General features: G+C 59.6%; 18 protein-coding genes. 8 read left to right on the top strand and 10 right to left on the bottom strand.

Annotated features, from left to right (window positions below; genetic code table 11):
* Positions 1-114: 114 nt before the first annotated feature.
* On the bottom strand, positions 115-2,037 hold the full coding sequence (gene estP, locus LIY45_RS03010) for an esterase EstP (protein ID WP_226475276.1): 1,923 nt from the start codon (positions 2,035-2,037) through the stop codon (positions 115-117).
* 412 nt (positions 2,038-2,449) lie between these two features.
* Between estP and LIY45_RS03005 the strand changes: the two genes are divergently transcribed.
* From LIY45_RS03005 to LIY45_RS02990, 4 genes are read left to right on the top strand one after another with little or no spacing between them, the layout of a single operon-like run.
* Positions 2,450-3,043 (top strand): aminodeoxychorismate/anthranilate synthase component II, encoded by a 594-nt coding sequence (locus tag LIY45_RS03005; protein WP_017476336.1) that lies wholly within the window; start codon positions 2,450-2,452, stop codon positions 3,041-3,043.
* A gap of 9 nt (positions 3,044-3,052) precedes the next feature.
* The gene (trpD, locus tag LIY45_RS03000; RefSeq protein WP_017476335.1) at positions 3,053-4,102 is read left to right on the top strand and encodes an anthranilate phosphoribosyltransferase; all 1,050 of its coding nucleotides are present in this window, start codon (positions 3,053-3,055) and stop codon (positions 4,100-4,102) included.
* Positions 4,099-4,935, top strand: a complete 837-nt coding sequence (gene trpC, locus LIY45_RS02995; RefSeq protein ID WP_226475275.1) for an indole-3-glycerol phosphate synthase TrpC — start codon at positions 4,099-4,101, stop codon at positions 4,933-4,935. Before trpD ends, trpC begins: the two co-directional genes overlap by 4 nt.
* A gap of 2 nt (positions 4,936-4,937) precedes the next feature.
* Positions 4,938-5,633: a lipoate--protein ligase family protein gene (locus LIY45_RS02990; protein ID WP_226475274.1), complete on the top strand. Its 696-nt coding sequence runs from the start codon at positions 4,938-4,940 to the stop codon at positions 5,631-5,633.
* Here the strand turns inward: LIY45_RS02990 and crp are convergent.
* Positions 5,630-6,274 (bottom strand): cAMP-activated global transcriptional regulator CRP, encoded by a 645-nt coding sequence (gene crp / locus LIY45_RS02985; RefSeq protein ID WP_017476332.1) that lies wholly within the window; start codon positions 6,272-6,274, stop codon positions 5,630-5,632. The two genes, LIY45_RS02990 and crp, sit on opposite strands and share 4 nt — an antisense overlap.
* Before the next feature lie 250 nt (positions 6,275-6,524).
* Between crp and LIY45_RS02980 the strand changes: the two genes are divergently transcribed.
* Positions 6,525-6,947: an OsmC family protein gene (locus tag LIY45_RS02980; RefSeq protein WP_003194686.1), complete on the top strand. Its 423-nt coding sequence runs from the start codon at positions 6,525-6,527 to the stop codon at positions 6,945-6,947.
* Between the two features lie 67 nt (positions 6,948-7,014).
* Here LIY45_RS02980 and coq7 read toward each other — a convergent pair whose 3' ends face one another.
* From coq7 to hemJ, 6 genes are all read right to left on the bottom strand, one after another.
* Positions 7,015-7,662 carry a 2-polyprenyl-3-methyl-6-methoxy-1,4-benzoquinone monooxygenase gene (coq7, locus tag LIY45_RS02975; RefSeq protein ID WP_017476331.1) on the bottom strand — a complete coding sequence of 216 codons (648 nt, stop codon included), beginning with the start codon at positions 7,660-7,662 and terminating at the stop codon, positions 7,015-7,017.
* A 196-nt stretch (positions 7,663-7,858) separates the two neighbouring features.
* Positions 7,859-8,197, bottom strand: coding sequence for a histidine triad nucleotide-binding protein (locus tag LIY45_RS02970; RefSeq protein ID WP_003210943.1), 339 nt, complete (start codon positions 8,195-8,197; stop codon positions 7,859-7,861).
* A gap of 46 nt (positions 8,198-8,243) precedes the next feature.
* Complete coding sequence (locus tag LIY45_RS02965) at positions 8,244-9,032, bottom strand: SDR family oxidoreductase (protein WP_226475273.1); 789 nt, start codon at positions 9,030-9,032, stop codon at positions 8,244-8,246.
* Between the two features lie 62 nt (positions 9,033-9,094).
* The gene (locus LIY45_RS02960) at positions 9,095-10,060 is read right to left on the bottom strand and encodes a DUF805 domain-containing protein (RefSeq protein WP_226475272.1); all 966 of its coding nucleotides are present in this window, start codon (positions 10,058-10,060) and stop codon (positions 9,095-9,097) included.
* A 63-nt stretch (positions 10,061-10,123) separates the two neighbouring features.
* Positions 10,124-11,092 carry a nitronate monooxygenase family protein gene (locus LIY45_RS02955; protein WP_076017917.1) on the bottom strand — a complete coding sequence of 323 codons (969 nt, stop codon included), beginning with the start codon at positions 11,090-11,092 and terminating at the stop codon, positions 10,124-10,126.
* Positions 11,093-11,116: 24 nt separating this feature from the next.
* Positions 11,117-11,545, bottom strand: coding sequence for a protoporphyrinogen oxidase HemJ (hemJ, locus tag LIY45_RS02950; protein ID WP_017476328.1), 429 nt, complete (start codon positions 11,543-11,545; stop codon positions 11,117-11,119).
* A gap of 136 nt (positions 11,546-11,681) precedes the next feature.
* On the opposite strand from hemJ, the gene argC reads away from it, so the two are divergent.
* Together argC and erpA are read left to right on the top strand one after the other, a co-directional pair.
* Positions 11,682-12,716 (top strand): N-acetyl-gamma-glutamyl-phosphate reductase, encoded by a 1,035-nt coding sequence (gene argC / locus LIY45_RS02945; protein ID WP_010206935.1) that lies wholly within the window; start codon positions 11,682-11,684, stop codon positions 12,714-12,716.
* Positions 12,717-12,878: 162 nt separating this feature from the next.
* Positions 12,879-13,229 carry an iron-sulfur cluster insertion protein ErpA gene (erpA, locus tag LIY45_RS02940; RefSeq protein WP_003176443.1) on the top strand — a complete coding sequence of 117 codons (351 nt, stop codon included), beginning with the start codon at positions 12,879-12,881 and terminating at the stop codon, positions 13,227-13,229.
* Between the two features lie 68 nt (positions 13,230-13,297).
* On the opposite strand, the gene LIY45_RS02935 is transcribed toward erpA, so the two are convergent.
* Complete coding sequence (locus tag LIY45_RS02935) at positions 13,298-14,389, bottom strand: anhydro-N-acetylmuramic acid kinase (protein ID WP_226475270.1); 1,092 nt, start codon at positions 14,387-14,389, stop codon at positions 13,298-13,300.
* Between the two features lie 3 nt (positions 14,390-14,392).
* Positions 14,393-15,805, bottom strand: coding sequence for a peptidoglycan DD-metalloendopeptidase family protein (locus LIY45_RS02930; protein WP_017476325.1), 1,413 nt, complete (start codon positions 15,803-15,805; stop codon positions 14,393-14,395).
* Between the two features lie 211 nt (positions 15,806-16,016).
* Here LIY45_RS02930 and tyrS point away from each other — a divergent pair, with 211 nt between their 5' ends.
* The gene (gene tyrS / locus LIY45_RS02925) at positions 16,017-17,216 is read left to right on the top strand and encodes a tyrosine--tRNA ligase (RefSeq protein ID WP_226475269.1); all 1,200 of its coding nucleotides are present in this window, start codon (positions 16,017-16,019) and stop codon (positions 17,214-17,216) included.
* The last annotated feature ends 71 nt before the right edge of the window (positions 17,217-17,287 follow it).

Here is a 17,287-nt window from a genome sequence, read left to right as displayed (position 1 = left end):
GAGCGGGCTTGCTCGCGAAGGCGGTGTGACAGTCACCTGATGTATTGACTGACCCACTGCATTCGCGAGCAAGCCCGCTCCCACATTTGTTTTTGTGCAATCTTCAAATCCGAGTCAGAAATCCAGACTCACCCCGACACTCACCCCCTGCTGGGTAAAGTTGTCATCCTTTCTCACGTTATAGGCCGCGTTCAACGCCAGGTCCTTGGTCACCTTGTGGGTAATCCCCAGGTTCAAGCGGTCCGAATTGCTGCGTGGCGTGTAGCCGTCCAGTTTGAAATCAATCCCCGGCACGCTGTTGAGGGACATGCCCACTCGCTGCGTATCGTTTTCAAACTCGTGTTCGTGGGCCACTTCGCCAAACACCAGAGTTTGCGGAGTGAAGCGGTAGTTGGCCTGTAATCCGATTCCCAGGCGCTTGGAGTCGCGCTGTTGGTCATCAAAGGTCAGCGCGGTGGAGCGGGCATCTCTCTCCGAATAACCATTCACCTCGACCCGCGAGTAATCGGCGCTGATGAAGGGCGAGAAGTGCCATTCGCTATTGGGCTCGGCGATGTCATACCCCACGCGTGCGCTCAAGGCCCATAGCCAGCCGTCAGTGTCGCCTTTCTCGGTGCCTTCGCTGATACCCAGGGCGAACTTGCGCTTGAGGTTGTCGAAGTCCAGCTTGCCGCCGGTCAATGCGGCGTCGGCCCACCAGTGATCTTCCTGATATTGGGCGAACGCGGTGCCCAGGTAGCTATTGAGCTTGTAGTCAGAATCGCTGGCGCCGGCCTCAAGGCTCTGGCGGTAGAAGCCTGCCGCCACACCCACACGCCACTCGTCATTGAGCCTGTAGCTGCCACCGATGTTCAGGTTATAGCCACTGCCGTCGCCGCTGGCCGAGCTGTTTTGATCATCGAAGTCCAGGTGCTGGCCGCCAGCGTCGACAATCGCTCGCCATTGGCCTACGGCCTGCCAGCTACCCGAGTCGGCTTGCCATTGGTTACGCAATGAATCCTGATGGGCGCGCAAGGTACCTTGGGCCATTTCCGGAAGCAGGGTGATTTCCCAGGGGGCAGCCAGCAGCGAATACGCGTAGTCGGCGATCAATACCTGGCCGGCCTCGGTCGGGTGGACCGTGTCGTTGTAAATCAGCTTGGTCGGGTCCGGATTGGTGCCGCCGACGCCATACACGGGGTTCCGGCAGGTGGTGCCGCTAAAGCAGGTCTGGTTGAGGTTTTGATCGGTGGCAAAGCCAAATCGTCCGGGATCGGCGAAGGTTTCCTTGAGCAGCAACGGAATGTTCAGCGGGATGATCTGCGCATCGATTTGTGACAGGCGCTGCACCAGGGTCTGGTTGAACACGCCGGCCAGGGCGCTGACGGTCCCTTGGAGCGGCGTGCCATTGACGGCAGGCGTCAGGCCCAGGTCCGGCAGCATCCACACCATGACATATCGGGCGCCAGCCTGTTGCAGAGCCTGGGCGCTGTCGGCCAGGCGACCGGCTGCGGCCGAGGCTTGACCGGGGCTGAGGACCAGGCCGTCGAGGAAGTCATTGCCGCCGCCGGAGAGAAAGTACAACGCGTTGGGGTCGGCTCGGCCACCCGTGGATGCCAGATATCCGGGGCGTGTACGCAACACCAGCCCGGTGTCGCTATCGGTGACGGTGGAGTTACCGGTAATGGCATCGTAGATCTGCTGGGTGGTGTAGCCGCCGACGGCCCAGTTGTTGCCGTCTGCCTGGCCCAACGCGGCGCGCTCCGGCGAGGTGGATGCGTTCAGGTCGCCTGCTGCCACTCCCAGCTTGCCGCCCAATAATGTCGAGGAAATCAGCGAAGTGCTTTCGCCACTGCCGTCGAAGTACTGCGGGCCGGTGCGGTTGGTGAAGCGATAGGTTGAACCCGGAGCGCCAGGGTCGGCGAATGTCCCGGCGTCAGCCAGGCTGTCGCCGAATACGATCATGGTCGAGTAGGGCGACGGCGCGGCGAACGCTTGGGAGCAGGCCAGGGTTAACAGGCAGCCGACGAGTGGAGCGAAATAAGGGGTCTTGGTCATGAGTCCGTCCATGCTTTTGTTTTTTTATCAGCACTGTGACTGTAGCGACCTTTCAAGGGTTCTGAAAAAATTGACGCCAATTATCGGTCGGGCACTTCCCCCCGTATTTGCGGCGCCATATTGCACCGCTGGCGAGGCTACGTTACTGTGCCTGAACGTATGAATGAGACCCTCCCCGTGTTGATCATCAGCAAACTCTTGATGCGAGTAGTCAAGGCGCACGCCCGTTGGCGTTGGCGCGCCTAACTTTTCTCTACCGGCCCCGCCGGACCTGTACCGATTTGCCTTCTTCACCCTTTGTTCGACGCCCCTTGCCGGCCAACCCCGGCAACCGGAAAGTGCGTCTGGCAGCGGGTCACTCCCTTGGAAGGCCGTCATTAGAAGTCAGTGAATTCAAGAGGTCTTAACCCACATGTTGCTGATGATTGATAACTACGACTCCTTTACCTACAACGTTGTGCAGTACCTGGGCGAGCTTGGCGCCGAGGTCAAGGTCGTGCGCAACGACGAATTGACCGTGGCGCAAATCGCCGCGTTGAACCCTGAACGCATCGTCGTCTCCCCGGGCCCGTGCACACCGACCGAAGCGGGCATCTCCCTCGAAGCCATCCAATATTTCGCCGGCAAGCTGCCGATCCTGGGCGTTTGCCTGGGCCATCAGTCCATCGGCCAGGCCTTCGGCGGCGACGTAGTGCGCGCCCGCCAGGTGATGCACGGCAAGACCAGCCCGGTGTTCCACAAGGACCAGGGCGTATTCCACGGTTTGAACCTGCCGGTGACGGTCACCCGCTACCACTCGCTGGTGGTCAAGCGTGAAACCCTGCCCGAGTGCCTCGAGCTGACGGCCTGGACTCAACTGGAAGACGGCTCCGTTGACGAGATCATGGGTCTGCGTCACAAGACACTGAATGTCGAAGGGGTACAGTTTCACCCGGAATCGATTTTGACCGAGCAGGGCTACGAGCTGTTCGCTAACTTTCTCAAGCAGAGCGGCGGCACGCGCTAAGGACTTTTCATGGATATCAAGACTGCCCTGAGCCGTATCGTCGGCCACCTGGACCTGAGCACCGCCGAAATGAGCGATGTGATGCGCGAGATCATGACCGGTCAATGCACCGATGCACAGATTGGAGCGTTCATGATGGCCATGCGCATGAAGAGCGAGAGTATCGACGAAATCGTCGGCGCCGTGTCGGTCATGCGTGAGCTGGCGGACAAAGTCGAACTCAAGACCCTCGACGGCGTGGTCGACGTGGTCGGCACCGGCGGCGACGGTGCGAACATCTTCAACGTGTCGACGGCCTCATCCTTTGTGGTGGCAGCTGCCGGCTGCACCGTGGCCAAACACGGTAACCGTGCGGTGTCGGGTAAAAGCGGCAGCGCCGATTTGCTGGAAGCGGCAGGCATCTACCTGAACCTGACCCCGGTACAAGTGGCGCGCTGCATCGATAACGTCGGCATCGGCTTCATGTTTGCCCAGTCCCATCACGGCGCGATGAAACACGCTGCGGGTCCGCGCAAGGACTTGGGCCTGCGCACCCTGTTCAACATGCTCGGCCCGCTTACGAATCCGGCCGGTGTGAAGCATCAGGTGGTGGGTGTGTTCAGCCAGGCGCTCTGCCGGCCATTGGCCGAAGTCTTGCAGCGCCTGGGCAGCAAGCATGTGCTGGTGGTGCACTCCAAGGATGGCCTGGACGAGTTCAGCCTGGCCGCACCGACCTTCGTGGCGGAGCTGAAGGATGACCAGGTCACCGAATATTGGGTCGAACCTGAAGACCTCGGCATGAAAAGCCAGAGCCTGCACGGCCTGGCGGTGGAAAGCCCGGCGGCCTCCCTTGAATTGATTCGCGATGCCCTGGGGCGTCGCAAGACCGAAAACGGCCAGAAAGCTGCAGAAATGATCGTGCTCAATGCCGGTGCGGCGCTGTATGCCGCGGATCACGCCTACAGTCTTAAAGAGGGTGTTGCCCTCGCTCATGATGCATTGCATACCGGGCTGGCGCGCGAAAAGCTCGAAGAACTGGGTGCGTTTACTGCGGTGTTCAAAGTGGAGAATGAAGGATGAGTGTTCCGACCGTTCTGGAAAAAATCCTGGCCCGCAAGGCAGAAGAAGTCGCCGAACGCCGTGCCCGGGTCAGCCTGGCTGAGCTGGAAGGCCTGGCGAAAAGCGCTGATGCACCGCGCGGGTTTGCCAATGCGCTGATCAAGCAGGCCAAGGAAAAGCAGCCGGCCGTTATCGCTGAAATCAAAAAGGCTTCGCCGAGCAAGGGCGTGATTCGCGAGATCTTTATCCCTGAAGACATTGCCAAGAGCTACGAGAAGGGCGGTGCGACGTGCCTCTCGGTGTTGACCGATATCGACTTCTTCCAGGGTTCCGACCTGTACCTGCAGCAAGCGCGTGGGGCGTGCTCGCTGCCGGTGATCCGCAAGGACTTTATGGTCGACCCGTACCAGATCGTCGAAGCCCGTGCCTTGGGCGCCGATTGCGTGCTGTTGATCGTCTCCGCACTGGATGACGTGAAGATGGCCGAACTGGCGGCCGTGGCCAAAAGCGTCGGCCTCGACGTGCTGGTGGAAGTGCACGACGGTGATGAACTGGAACGCGCGTTGAAAACCCTCGACACACCGTTGGTGGGCGTCAACAACCGCAACCTGCACACGTTTGAAGTCAGCCTGGAAAACACCCTCGACCTGTTGCCGCGTATCCCGCGCGACCGCTTGGTGATTACCGAAAGTGGCATCGTCAATCGCGCCGATGTCGAACTGATGGAAATCAGCGGCGTGTACTCGTTCCTCGTCGGCGAAACCTTCATGCGTGCCGAGAACCCGGGGGCTGAATTGCAGCGCCTGTTCTTCCCGGAGCGTGGCGTTGCTGTCAGCGGTTCAACCCTGGATTGATGATGACCCAGCCGGTGGCGATGACGGTCGAGGCAGGCCTTAAGGCCGAGCAGGATTTGCTCGCCGCTGTCTGCGCGGGGGAGCAGCCGTTCGGCCTGCTGTTCTGGCAGCCCAGCGATCAAGCGTTGGTGATGCCTCGTCGTTTGAGCCGCCTTCCGGCATTCGAGACCGCCAGCCAGGTGTCGGCTGACGCCGGTTGGCCGGTACTGTTGCGGGAGACGGGCGGTGAGCCGGTTCCGCAGTCGGCCGCCACGGTCAATATCGCGCTGGTCTACGCGCCACCGCGCAGTGAAGGTGACCAGGGCCGCATCGAAACCGGTTACCAGCGTTTGTGCCAGCCGATTTGCGACCTGCTTATCGAACTGGGTGGCAATGCATCGGTGGGCGAGATTGACGGGGCCTTTTGTGACGGTCGCTACAACGTCAACCTGGATGGCCGCAAAATGGTCGGTACTGCCCAGCGCTGGCGCCAGAGTGGCGGGCGCCCGGTGGGGTTGGTGCATGGTGCGTTGTTGCTGGATGATGATCGCGTCGAATTGATCGCCGCGGTCAATCGCTTCAATGAAGCGTGTGGCCTGGAACAACGGGTGCGCGCTGAAAGCCACATCGCCCTGCACGAAGCCTTTGCTGCGCCAGACGCGATTGCCCGGCTCGACACGTTGTACCGACAGATGCTCGCGAGCTTCCTTGCGGGTTAACGCGTTCCGAAAACCACCATGGTCTTGCCTTTGACATGCACCAGGTTGCGTTCTTCCAAGTCCTTCAGCACCCGTCCAACCATTTCCCTTGAGCAACCGACGATCCGTCCGATTTCCTGACGGGTGATCTTGATCTGCATTCCGTCGGGATGGGTCATGGCATCCGGCTGCTTGCACAGTTCCAGCAGGCAGCGGGCAACCCGGCCGGTGACGTCGAAGAACGCCAGGTCGCCGACTTTGCGCGTGGTGTCTCTCAGGCGCTGGGCGATCTGGCCGCTCAAGGCGTACAGAATGTCGGGATCCTGCTGGGCCAATTCGCGAAATTTTGCATAGCTGATCTCGGCGACTTCGCATTCGACCTTGGCCCGCACCCAGGCGCTGCGCTCCTGTTCCTTGCCCGCTTGCTCGAAAAGCCCGAGTTCGCCGAAGAAGTCACCGGTATTGAGGTAGGCGATGATCATTTCGCGGCCATCGTCATCCTCGATCAGGATGGTGACTGAGCCTTTGATAATGAAGAACAGGGTTTCCGAACGCTCCCCCGCGCAGATGATGTTGTGCTTGGCCGGATGACGCCGGCGCTGACAATGCATCAGCAGTTTGTCGAGGTTCTTGATCTTGGGTGTGGGAGTAATCGCAACCATGGTTGTATCCCGAAAAGACTGCACGGTGTTGTTGAGCTTGTTTTTTTGTTCAGCGCGATCAACGGTTAAGTCATGTCATCCAGTGGATGGCAATGCGCCATTGATTTGGCGCCAGCTTAACAGACACATTCCGGCTTCATTAGGGAATTTACCCCGTAATCCCTGCTGTTGATCGCTTTGATGGGAAACGCTGACGGCCCAAAGCCCTGTGCTAAGCTGGCGACCCTTTTTTAGCAGTGGAGTCTGGGCGATGAAGGCACGCATCCAATGGGCGGGCGAAGCCATGTTCCTCGGTGAGTCGGGCAGTGGCCATGTCGTGGTCATGGACGGTCCGCCGGAGGCCGGTGGCCGCAACCTGGGCGTACGCCCGATGGAAATGCTCCTGCTCGGTGTAGGCGGTTGCAGCAATTTCGACGTGGTCAGCATCCTGAAGAAGTCCCGCCAGGCGGTGGAAAGCTGCGAAGCGTTCCTGGAAGCAGAGCGTGCGACCGAAGACCCGAAGGTGTTTACCAAGATCCACATGCACTTTGTCGTCAAGGGCCGGGCGCTGAAAGAAGCCCAGGTCAAACGTGCCATCGAGCTGTCGGCAGAGAAGTATTGCTCGGCCTCGATCATGTTGGGCGCTGCGGGTGTTGTCATCACTCATGACTACGAGATCATTGAGCTGGGCTGATCGTTGATTGGCAGGCAAAAAAAGAAAGGGCGCTTAAAAAGCGCCCTTTCTGCGTTATGCGGGACTGTCAGATGCGGTAAGTGCTCTTGGTCATGACCTTGGCCAACAGGCTCATGCCAAACTTCACCGGCGCCGGGAAGCGGAAGCCGCCCGCGTCCAGCGCGCTTTCGGCGTGATGTTCTTCATCAATGCGCATCTGCTCAAGAATCGCCCGGGACTTTTCGTCTTCAGCCGGCAGTTGCTCAAGGTGTTCATTGAGGTGCTTGCACACCTGATGCTCGGTGGCGGCCACAAAACCCAGGCTGACTTTGTCGCTGATCAGCCCGGCTACCGCGCCAATACCAAACGATAAGCCGTAGAACAGCGGATTCAGCACGCTTGGGTGGCTGTTCAACTGGCGGATGCGTTGCTCGCACCACGCCAAGTGGTCGATTTCTTCTTCGGCGGCGTGTTCCATCGCGGCGCGCACTTGCGGCAGTTTGGCGGTCAGGGCCTGGCCCTGATACAGCGCCTGGGCACAGACTTCGCCGGTATGGTTGATGCGCATCAGGCCGGCGACGTGGCGGGTGTCGGTCTCGCTCATCTGCGCTTCGGGCTGCACGATGGCGGGCGACGGACGCTGCGGTTGGCCGCTGAATGGCAACAGCGTGCGCATGGCCGTGTCGGCTTGCAGCAACAGGCGATCAATCGGCGAGTAGTGACGTTGGGTAGTCATGCTGACCTCCGGGAAGAATCTCGGCGGCCAGTTTACCGCAAGAGAGGGGGACGCGTTTGCGCTGGGTCAAATTGCTTGTGTGGCGAGGGAGCTTGCTGCCGCTGGAGTGCGCAGCGCTCTCCTTTTTTGGGGCTGCTACGCAGCCCAGCGGGAGCAAGCTCCCTCGCCACACAAGCTCCCTTGCCACAGGTAGTGCTCAGCCCGGCGGCCAGTTCATCTGGCGTTGACCCAGCACATGCATATGGATGTGATAAACGGTCTGCCCGCCATCTTCATTGCAGTTCATCACCACACGGAAGCCTTTTTCACAGCCTTGCTCCACCGCCAGGCGCTGGGCGGTGAACAGGATATGCCCGGCCAGTGCCTTGTCTTCTTCGGTGAGGTCGTTAAGGGTGCGGATCGGCTTTTTCGGGATCACCAGGAAGTGCACCGGGGCCATTGGCGCGATGTCGTGGAACGCCAGGACCTGGTCATCCTCGTAGATGATCTTCGCGGGTATTTCTCTGTTGATGATCTTGGTGAACAGAGTATCCACAGCTGTTTCTCCATTGTGAAAGTGCAGGGTGAGTGTACTCACGCGATCAGCGCGGGCAATAGGCCTTGTTGATCGCGCCGGCGATTTTGCGGGTCAGCCAGCGCGGGCTCAGGCGCGGGCTGAATGCCAGCCAGCGATTACGCCGGCCGGGAATGATGATGGCTTTGTTCTTGGCCAGGGCGCGCACGGTGTAGAGCGCGACTTCTTCCGGGCTCATCAGCTGTTGGCTGCGGTCCAGCTTGGCGGTGTCCATTTGCGCGGTGCTGAAGAACGCGGTGCGGGTCGGGCCCGGGCAGAGTACGGAAACCTTGATGCCGCAGGTCTTCAGTTCCTCGCGCAAGCCTTCGGAAAAGTGCAGCACGTAAGCCTTGCTGGCGTAGTAGGTGCTCATCCACGGCCCCGGCTGGAACGCGGCAACCGACGCCACGTTGAGAATCTGCCCGCCGCCGTGCAGGGCCATGGCGTTGCCGAGGGCGTGGCACATGCGGGTCAGGGCCAGGATGTTGACTTCCATCAGGTCCTGTTCGGTCATCCAGTCCTGGGCCAGGAACGGGCCGCTGGTGCCGATGCCGGCGCAGTTGACCAGCAGGTCGATCTGCCGCTCGCCTTCCTCAAGCTCCAGTAGAAACCCGGAGAGCCGCAAGGGCTCGCCGAGGTCGCAGGCACGGAACAGCACTTCGACGCCGAAGCGCTGAGTCAATTCGATTGCAATGCTTTCCAACTGATCACGCTGGCGGGCCACCAGAATCAAGCTGCGGCCGCGACGGGCCAGTGCTTCGGCCAAGGCCAGGCCGATGCCGCTGGAGGCACCGGTGATCAGAGCGTAACGGGTCATGCGTTTCTCCATCGCAACGCTAACGGGCCTGTGACAGAGGTGTCACAGGCGTCGGGCGTTTTTCACTGTTGCGTAGAGTCTACAGGTTCGGCTGCGTCGTCAGCACTTTGCACGTCGACTTCATCGACGGTGGTGGCCTGGTCGCTGTCGTCATCGGAGTTGATGGAGCTGCTTTCGTAGCTGCCGCCTACGTCGCTTTCGAGTTGGTCCAGATAGCCGCTCATGCCCACTAACACTGCGCCGGCAAAGACCAGCGGAATGAATGCCAGCCACAGGGCGGACAGGATTTTCACCGCGGTAGAGTTGCGCGGTGGTGGCGCGCCGTACTGGTTGGCGCCGGTATTGCCCGGGAGGACCATCAGCAGGATCGGGAAGATGCTGCCTACGAACGGCACCAGGTGCAGGAACCACAGCCAGCCGGACCAGCCCAGGTCATGCAGGCGTTGCACGGTGATCTGCACGCTGACCCACACTGCGGCCACGAGCAGGGCAATCCCCACCAGGAAGCCGATGACCATGGCGATCGTCGGAGAGACGGCAGCGATGCCCAGCCCGACAGTAAAGAACGCGCCTGAGATAAGGAGCATCACCACGCTCAACACCAGTGTCCACGCCAGGAAGCGCAGGCGTCCGATACGGCCGTTGACGGTGAATACCTTAAGGGTGGAAAACTCCGGCAGGTTCTCGCCAACGGTTGCCCGGGGCGGGGCGTAAGGCGAAGCGGCGGAGGCGGCGTAATCCGTTGAGCTGCCGGAGTCCGTTTCGTGTGTTTCGGCAAGGCTGAAGGCGACGGGCTGCTCTTCTTCTATGCGTGCATCGACCCCGGCGTTTTTCAACGCTTGCAGATAGGTCTCGGCATCGGCGCGGGAAAGGTCGCGTTTCAGGGCGACCGGGCGGCCGGTAAAGAGTTTTTCGATCGCTTCAACGTCGCTTTTGAACAGTTCGGCGAGATTCAGCTTGGCGGTGGTGCTTTCGACACCCGGGAGCAATGCGCCATCAAACACAATCTTGAAACGGTTGTCGCTCATGCGGGCATCCTTGTCACTTGAATAGGGGAGGCCTGCTTTCATCAGCAGGCGTTACATCGCGGGTCAGCGTGGCCAGCGTGCCGGCAGTTGTGCCGCGTGCTCGAGCGCCTTGCGGTATTCGGCATCCAGGCGGGCCACGAGTTCATCGACGCTGGGCAAATCATCAATTTCACCGACGCCCTGGCCGGCGGACCACACGGTCTTCCAGGCTTTGGCTTCGTCGTTGAGCGGCTTGAGCTTGGAGCCGAAATTGACTTCGCCCTTGCCTTGCAGCGCAGCGAGGTCAAAACCGGCGTTTTCCAGGCTCTGGCGCATAAAGCTTGCGGGTACACCGGAGACGGCTGGAGTGTGCACGATGTCGGCGGCGCGCGATGTGAGCAGCATCTCTTTATAAGCATCCGGGGCGTGGCTTTCGGTGGTGCCGATAAAGCGGGTACCGAAATAGGCCAGGTCGGCGCCGAGCAGCTGCGCGGCCAGGATCTCGTGGCCGTGGTTGAGGCAACCGGCGAGGAGCAGGGTCTTGTCGAAGAACTGGCGGATTTCTGCAATCAGCGAGAATGGGCTCCAGGTGCCGGCGTGACCACCGGCGCCGGCGGCAACGGCGATCAAGCCGTCGACGCCCGCTTCAGCGGCTTTCTCTGCATGGCGCCGGGTGGTGACATCGTGGAATACCAGGCCGCCGTAGCTGTGTACGGCGTCCACCAGTTCTTTCACTGCGCCCAGGCTGGTGATGACGATCGGCACTTTGTGCTCGACGCAGATCGCCAGGTCAGCTTCCACACGAGGGTTACTGTTGTGCACGATCAGGTTGACTGCATAGGGCGCCGGGTTGTCCAGCAGCGCCAGGCCCGCTTCGATCTCTTCCAGCCACGCCTTGAAACCGCTGCTTTCCCGTTGGTTGAGGGCAGGGAAACTGCCGACGATTCCGTTACGGCAGCAGGCCAGGACCAGTTGCGGGTTGGAAATCAGAAACATCGGCGCGGCCACGACAGGCAGGCGCAGACTGTGTTCGAGCGAAGCGGGCAGCGACATTGGAAGTACCCCGAGTAATAGACATTAGAACGGTTTGACCACGACCAAAATTACGATAGCCAGCAATATCAGAACTGGCACTTCATTGAACCAGCGATAAAAGACATGGCTGCGGGTGTTTTCGCCACGGGCAAAACGTTTTACCTGCGCGCCGCACATGTGGTGGTAGCCAATCAGCAGTACTACCAGGGTCAGCTTGGCGTGAATCCACGCGCCGGATTGAAAGATGGCCGGGTTGAGGTAGATCAGCCAGCCGCCGAACACCAGGCTGGCAATCATCGCCGGCCCCATGATGCCCCGGTAGAGCTTGCGCTCCATCACGCTGAAGCGTTCCTTGCTGACGGTGTCCTCGCTTTGCGCGTGGTAGACGAACAGGCGCGGAAGGTAGAACAGCGCGGCAAACCAGCAGACGATGCTGACGATATGGAAGGCTTTGACCCATAGATAAAGCATTTTTAGTTATTCCCAGGTTCACGGTAGCTGAAGATAGTAGTGGCTCAAGCGTCTACACGTCACGTTGACGGTTGTCGCAGGACGATACGGCCCCTATTATCGACGGCTTTCCAGTGGGTTCGTTGAGGGCAGGTTTATGGTCAAGGTCGGTATCGTCGGCGGCACGGGTTACACCGGTGTCGAATTGCTGCGTCTGTTGGCTCAGCATCCGCAAGCTGAGGTGGTGGTGATCACTTCCCGATCCGAGGCCGGCCTGGCGGTGGCCGACATGTATCCGAACCTGCGAGGCCACTACGACGGCCTGGCGTTCAGCGTGCCGGACATCAAGACCCTGGGGGCCTGTGATGTGGTGTTCTTCGCCACGCCCCACGGTGTTGCCCATGCCCTGGCGGGCGAGTTGCTGGCAGCGGGCACCAAGGTGATCGATTTGTCGGCGGACTTCCGCCTGCAGGACGCCGATGAGTGGGCCAAGTGGTACGGCCAGCCTCACGGTGCACCGGAGTTGCTGGAAGAGGCGGTGTATGGCCTGCCGGAGGTCAATCGTGAGCAGATCAAACAAGCGCGCCTGATCGCCGTACCAGGTTGTTATCCAACCGCCACACAGCTGGGTTTCCTGCCATTGCTGGAAGCCGGGCTGGCGGACGCATCGCGGCTGATTGCTGACTGCAAGTCGGGTGTCAGCGGTGCTGGCCGTGGTGCTGCTGTAGGCTCGCTTTACTCCGAAACGTCGGAAAGCATGAAAGCCTATGCGGTGAAAGGTCATCGTCACTTGCCGGAAATTCGCCAGGGGCTGCGTCGCGCAGCAGGTAAAGATGTCGGCCTGACGTTTGTGCCTCACCTGACGCCGATGATCCGCGGGATCCACTCCACGCTGTATGCGACAGTCGTTGATCGTTCGGTGGACCTGCAGGCGCTGTTTGAAAAGCGTTATGCCAATGAGCCGTTCGTCGATGTGATGCCGGCGGGCAGCCACCCGGAAACCCGCAGTGTGCGTGGTGCCAATGTGTGCCGTATCGCGGTGCACCGTCCACAGGATGGTGATCTGGTGGTGGTGCTGTCGGTGATCGATAACCTGGTCAAGGGCGCCTCGGGCCAGGCTGTGCAGAACATGAACATCCTATTTGGTCTGGATGAGAAGCTGGGCCTGTCCCATGCGGGCATGCTGCCGTAAGTTTTCTGCTGGTGCGCAAAGGCCCGTTGATCGGGCCTTTCGTGTTTTTAATGGCCGCTGCGCAGATTGATATACCGTAACAATAGTTGACCGCTTTTCTAGGAGAAGCGGATAATGCCCGCCATCACGCATATGGCGGCGCTACGCCGGGAGATTATCAGCATGAGCGTTGAATCCTTCACCCCCACGGCTTTGCAATTCACCCACGGTGCTGCGCACAAGGTGAAGAGCCTGGTCGATGAAGAGGGTAATGATCGCTTGAAGCTGCGCGTATTTGTTACGGGCGGCGGTTGTTCAGGGTTTCAGTACGGTTTCACCTTCGATGAAGACGTGGCCGATGACGACACCATCGTTGAGCGCGAGGGCGTAAGCCTGGTCGTCGATCCGATGAGCTTCCAGTACCTGGCAGGAGCCGAGGTGGACTATCAGGAAGGTCTGGAAGGTTCGCGCTTCGTGATCAAGAACCCGAACGCCACTACTACTTGTGGTTGCGGGTCTTCGTTCTCGATCTGATCGAAAGCGGATGTAAAAACGCCGCTTGGCCTTTATAGGGTCAAGCGGCGTTTTGCTGTGTGGGTTTTTTAGGCGGGGTAGATCGCCCCGAGTACGCGAAGGCCGCGGGCGCCGGTGACGCTGGGTCGGTTGGCGGCGATGCCTTCAAGGCAGCAATGGGCCAGCCAGGCGAAGGCCATGGCTTCGACCCAGTCGGGGTCCACGCCGTAAGTGGCGGTGCTGCTGACTTGGGTGGCTGGTAGCAGTGCGCTGAGGCGGCTCATCAAGGTGGCGTTATGGGCGCCGCCGCCGCAGACCAGCAGGGTTTCGGTCTGTGGTTGTGCGGTTTGCAGGGATTCGACGATGGTCAGGGCGGTCAGCTCAAGCAGTGTGGCTTGCACGTCCTGGGCTGCGAACGGCGGTAGCCGTCCCAGATGATGCTCAAGCCATCCCAGGTTGAAGACTTCACGTCCGGTGCTTTTTGGCCCTTTGGTCACGAAGAACGGGTCGCTGAGTAACGCCTTGAGTAACTGGGGTTCAACTTTCCCGCTGGCAGCCCACTGGCCATCGCGGTCGAAGTTCTCGCCGCGTTGCTGGTGAATCCAGGCATCCAGCAGGACGTTGCCCGGGCCGCAATCAAAGCCGGCGACTGGCTTGTCGGTCTCGATCAGGCTGAGGTTGCTGAAGCCGCCGATGTTCAGTACGGCGCGGTTGCCCGTGCGCTCGCCAAACAATGCCTCATGAAATGCAGGAACCAGCGGGGCGCCTTGGCCACCTGCGGCGACATCGCGGCTGCGGAAATCACTGACGACGGTGATTCCGGTCAATTCGGTGAGCAGCGCCGGATTGCCGATCTGCACGGTAAAGCCCCGGGCAGGCTCGTGGCGAATGGTTTGGCCGTGGCTGCCAATTGCTCGAATGTCCTGGGGTTTGAGTTTCTGCTGGTCCAGTAAGGCGTGAATGCCTTGGGCGGCAAGTGTCACCCAGTTCTGCTGGGCAATCGCCGAACGGGCAATCTCGTCCGGGCCACTGGCGCACAGGCCAAGCAGCTCGGAACGCAGGGAATCAGGCATAGGGATGTAATGGGTGGCAATCAGCTTGATCGCCGGGGCCAACTCGATCAGTGCAATGTCCAGGCCGTCAAGGCTGGTCCCGGACATCACACCTATATAGAGCGACATGGCTTAGCGTTTCGCCGAGGCCAGGAGGGTCGAGCGCTCCTGATCCATGCGGGCCATCAACGGCTGGCTCTGCTGCAGGAAGCGCGCGCGCTCGGCCTTGGCGATCGGGTCGGCCATTGGCAGCTTCTGGCCCAGTGGGTCGACGTGCACGCCGTTGACTTGGAACTCGTAGTGCAGGTGTGGTCCGGTGGACAGGCCAGTGGTGCCGATATAGCCGATCACCTGGCCTTGCTTGACGTTGCCGCCAGTCTGGATGCCTTTAGCAAAGCCTTGCATGTGGCCATACAGCGTACGGTAGGTATTGCCGTGCTGGATGATCACAGTATTGCCGTAGCCGCCACGGCGACCGGCCAGCAAAACCTTGCCGTCACCAGCCGCCTTGATTGGCGTGCCGCGCGGAGCTGCGTAGTCGACGCCTTTATGGGCGCGAATTTTGTTCAGAATTGGATGCTTGCGACCCATCGAGAAACGCGAGCTAATACGGGCGAAGTCAACCGGAGTACGGATGAATGCCTTGCGCATGCTGTTGCCGTCAGCGGTGTAGTAGCTGCTGTTGCCTTGTTTGTTGGTGTAGCGCACGGCGGTGTAGGTCTTGCCACGGTTGGTGAATCGCGCAGAAAGGATGTTGCCGGTGCCGACGACCTTGCCGTTGGCGACCTTTTGCTCGTAGATCACGTCGAATTCGTCGCCCTGGCGAATGTCCTGGGCAAAGTCGATGTCGTAGCCAAACACGCTGGCCATGTCCATGGTCATGCTGTGGGACAAGCCGGCGCGCGCGGCTGATTGGGACAGCGAGCTGTTGATCACGCCGTGTACATAGGCAGAGCGCATCACTGGCTTGGTGGTGATGCGGTTGAATGCAAAGCCTTTGGCGCCTTTGGTCAGCGTGATGCTTTCCAGGTCGCTGATATTGCTGTGCAGGTTGTGCAGTTGCCCGTCGGCTGTCAGTTCGAATTCAAGCTTCTGGCCATGCTTGAGTTGGGTGAACTGCTTGGCCTGCTTGTCGCTTGCCAGCACATCATTGACCGTCGCGGCTGGGAGGCCGACCTTTTCGAACAGGGTCGAAAGGGTGTCGCCCTTGGCAACAATCACTTCCCGGTGTAGCGGGTTCTTGGGGGCTTCTACCGCAGGCTTGGCCTGCGCGGTCTCTTTAGTGTCTTCGGCGCTGTTTTCAATCTGGGCAAACGGCGACTCTGTTGCGCTATTTGTGGCTTGCAGTGCGTCGGAAGCGTCTTGATCTTGTGTCAGTTGCTCAACCGGACTTTCCAGGTCAAGGCTCAGTGTCGTTCGTTTGGCTTCCACATCGCTGGAAGGAAATACCAGGAGTGCCAGGCTCAGAAGGGCGGCGATCCCACTTGCAGCGAGCAGGTGGGTCTTCGGGTAAAGCGGCGGCGCTTTAGACGGTTCTGTGGTCATAAGTAATTTTGACTTTGAAAAGATGAATTGGAAAAGATGAATGACATGATGAAGATGAAATAACTGTATAAAATATAACCAAATCATCTGTGGTGCAAGCTTGCGAACGCTAGGCTTGCTGAACGGTGTCCGTGCGCAGGGCAAAACTTGTAATTAGTCCCTGATCTTGTATGGTTGGTTCCCTTTTGAATCTGAGCCTTGCGGGTCTGTTATGAAGTCGGTTGAAGAGCAGCTAGCGCTGATCAAACGTGGTGCGGAAGAACTGTTGGTCGAAGCTGAGCTGATCGAAAAGCTCAAGCGTGGCCAGCCCCTGCGTATTAAGGCCGGCTTTGATCCGACAGCGCCGGATCTGCACCTTGGGCATACGGTGCTTATTAATAAACTGCGTCAGTTCCAGGAGCTGGGGCATCAGGTGATCTTCCTTATAGGTGACTTCACCGGGATGATCGGCGACCCGAGCGGCAAGAGCGCTACGCGTCCGCCGCTGACCCGTGAGCAGGTCCTCGATAATGCCGAGACCTATAAGACCCAGGTCTTCAAGATTCTCGATCCGGCCAAGACCGAGGTGGCATTCAACTCCACCTGGATGGATCAAATGGGGCCGGCGGATTTCATTCGTCTTACGTCCCAGTACACCGTTGCTCGCATGCTCGAGCGCGATGACTTCGATAAGCGCTACTCCACCAATCAGCCGATCGCTATCCATGAGTTCCTGTACCCGTTGGTTCAAGGGTATGACTCGGTGGCGTTGCGTGCCGATGTCGAGTTGGGCGGTACCGATCAGAAGTTCAACCTGCTGATGGGGCGTGAGTTGCAGCGCGCGTATGGGCAAGAGGCTCAATGCATTCTGACCATGCCATTGCTGGAGGGGTTGGATGGCGTCAAGAAGATGTCCAAGTCCTTGGGTAACTATGTAGGTATCCAGGAGGCACCGGGTGTGATGTACGGCAAGCTGGTTTCGATTCCGGATGCGCTGATGTGGCGTTACTTCGAACTGTTGAGCTTCCGCTCGATGGATGAGATCAATGCATTGCGTGCTGAAGTAGAGGCTGGTGCGAATCCGCGGGACGTGAAGATCAAGCTGGCGGAAGAGATTGTTGCGCGCTTCCATGGTGAGGAGGCTGCTGCCAGCGCTCACCGTGCTGCGGGTAACCGCATGAAGGATGGCGAGCTGCCGGACGATCTACCGGAGGTTGAGTTGACTGCTGCCGAGGCAATGCCGATTGCTGCGGTCCTTAATAAGGCGGGCCTGGTGAAGAACTCGGCTGTGGCGCGGGACCTTCTGGGGTCTGGTGGTGTGCGTATAGATGGTGAGGTTGTTGATCGCACCTTTATATACGAGCTGGGCGCGACTCACGTTTGCCAGGCGGGTAAGAAGGCATTTGCGCGTATTACGCTTAAAACCGAATAAACCTGAAATTAACTGTTGACGGCGATTTATATCTGTCTATAATTCGCCCCACTTCCGGCGCAGTCGAAACG

The sequence above is a fragment of the Pseudomonas sp. MWU16-30323 genome (assembly GCF_020515595.1).
Lineage (GTDB): Bacteria > Pseudomonadota > Gammaproteobacteria > Pseudomonadales > Pseudomonadaceae > Aquipseudomonas > Aquipseudomonas yamanorum.
Note: the sequence above shows the minus strand (reverse complement) of the source record. Positions and strands in the feature narration are given on the sequence as shown.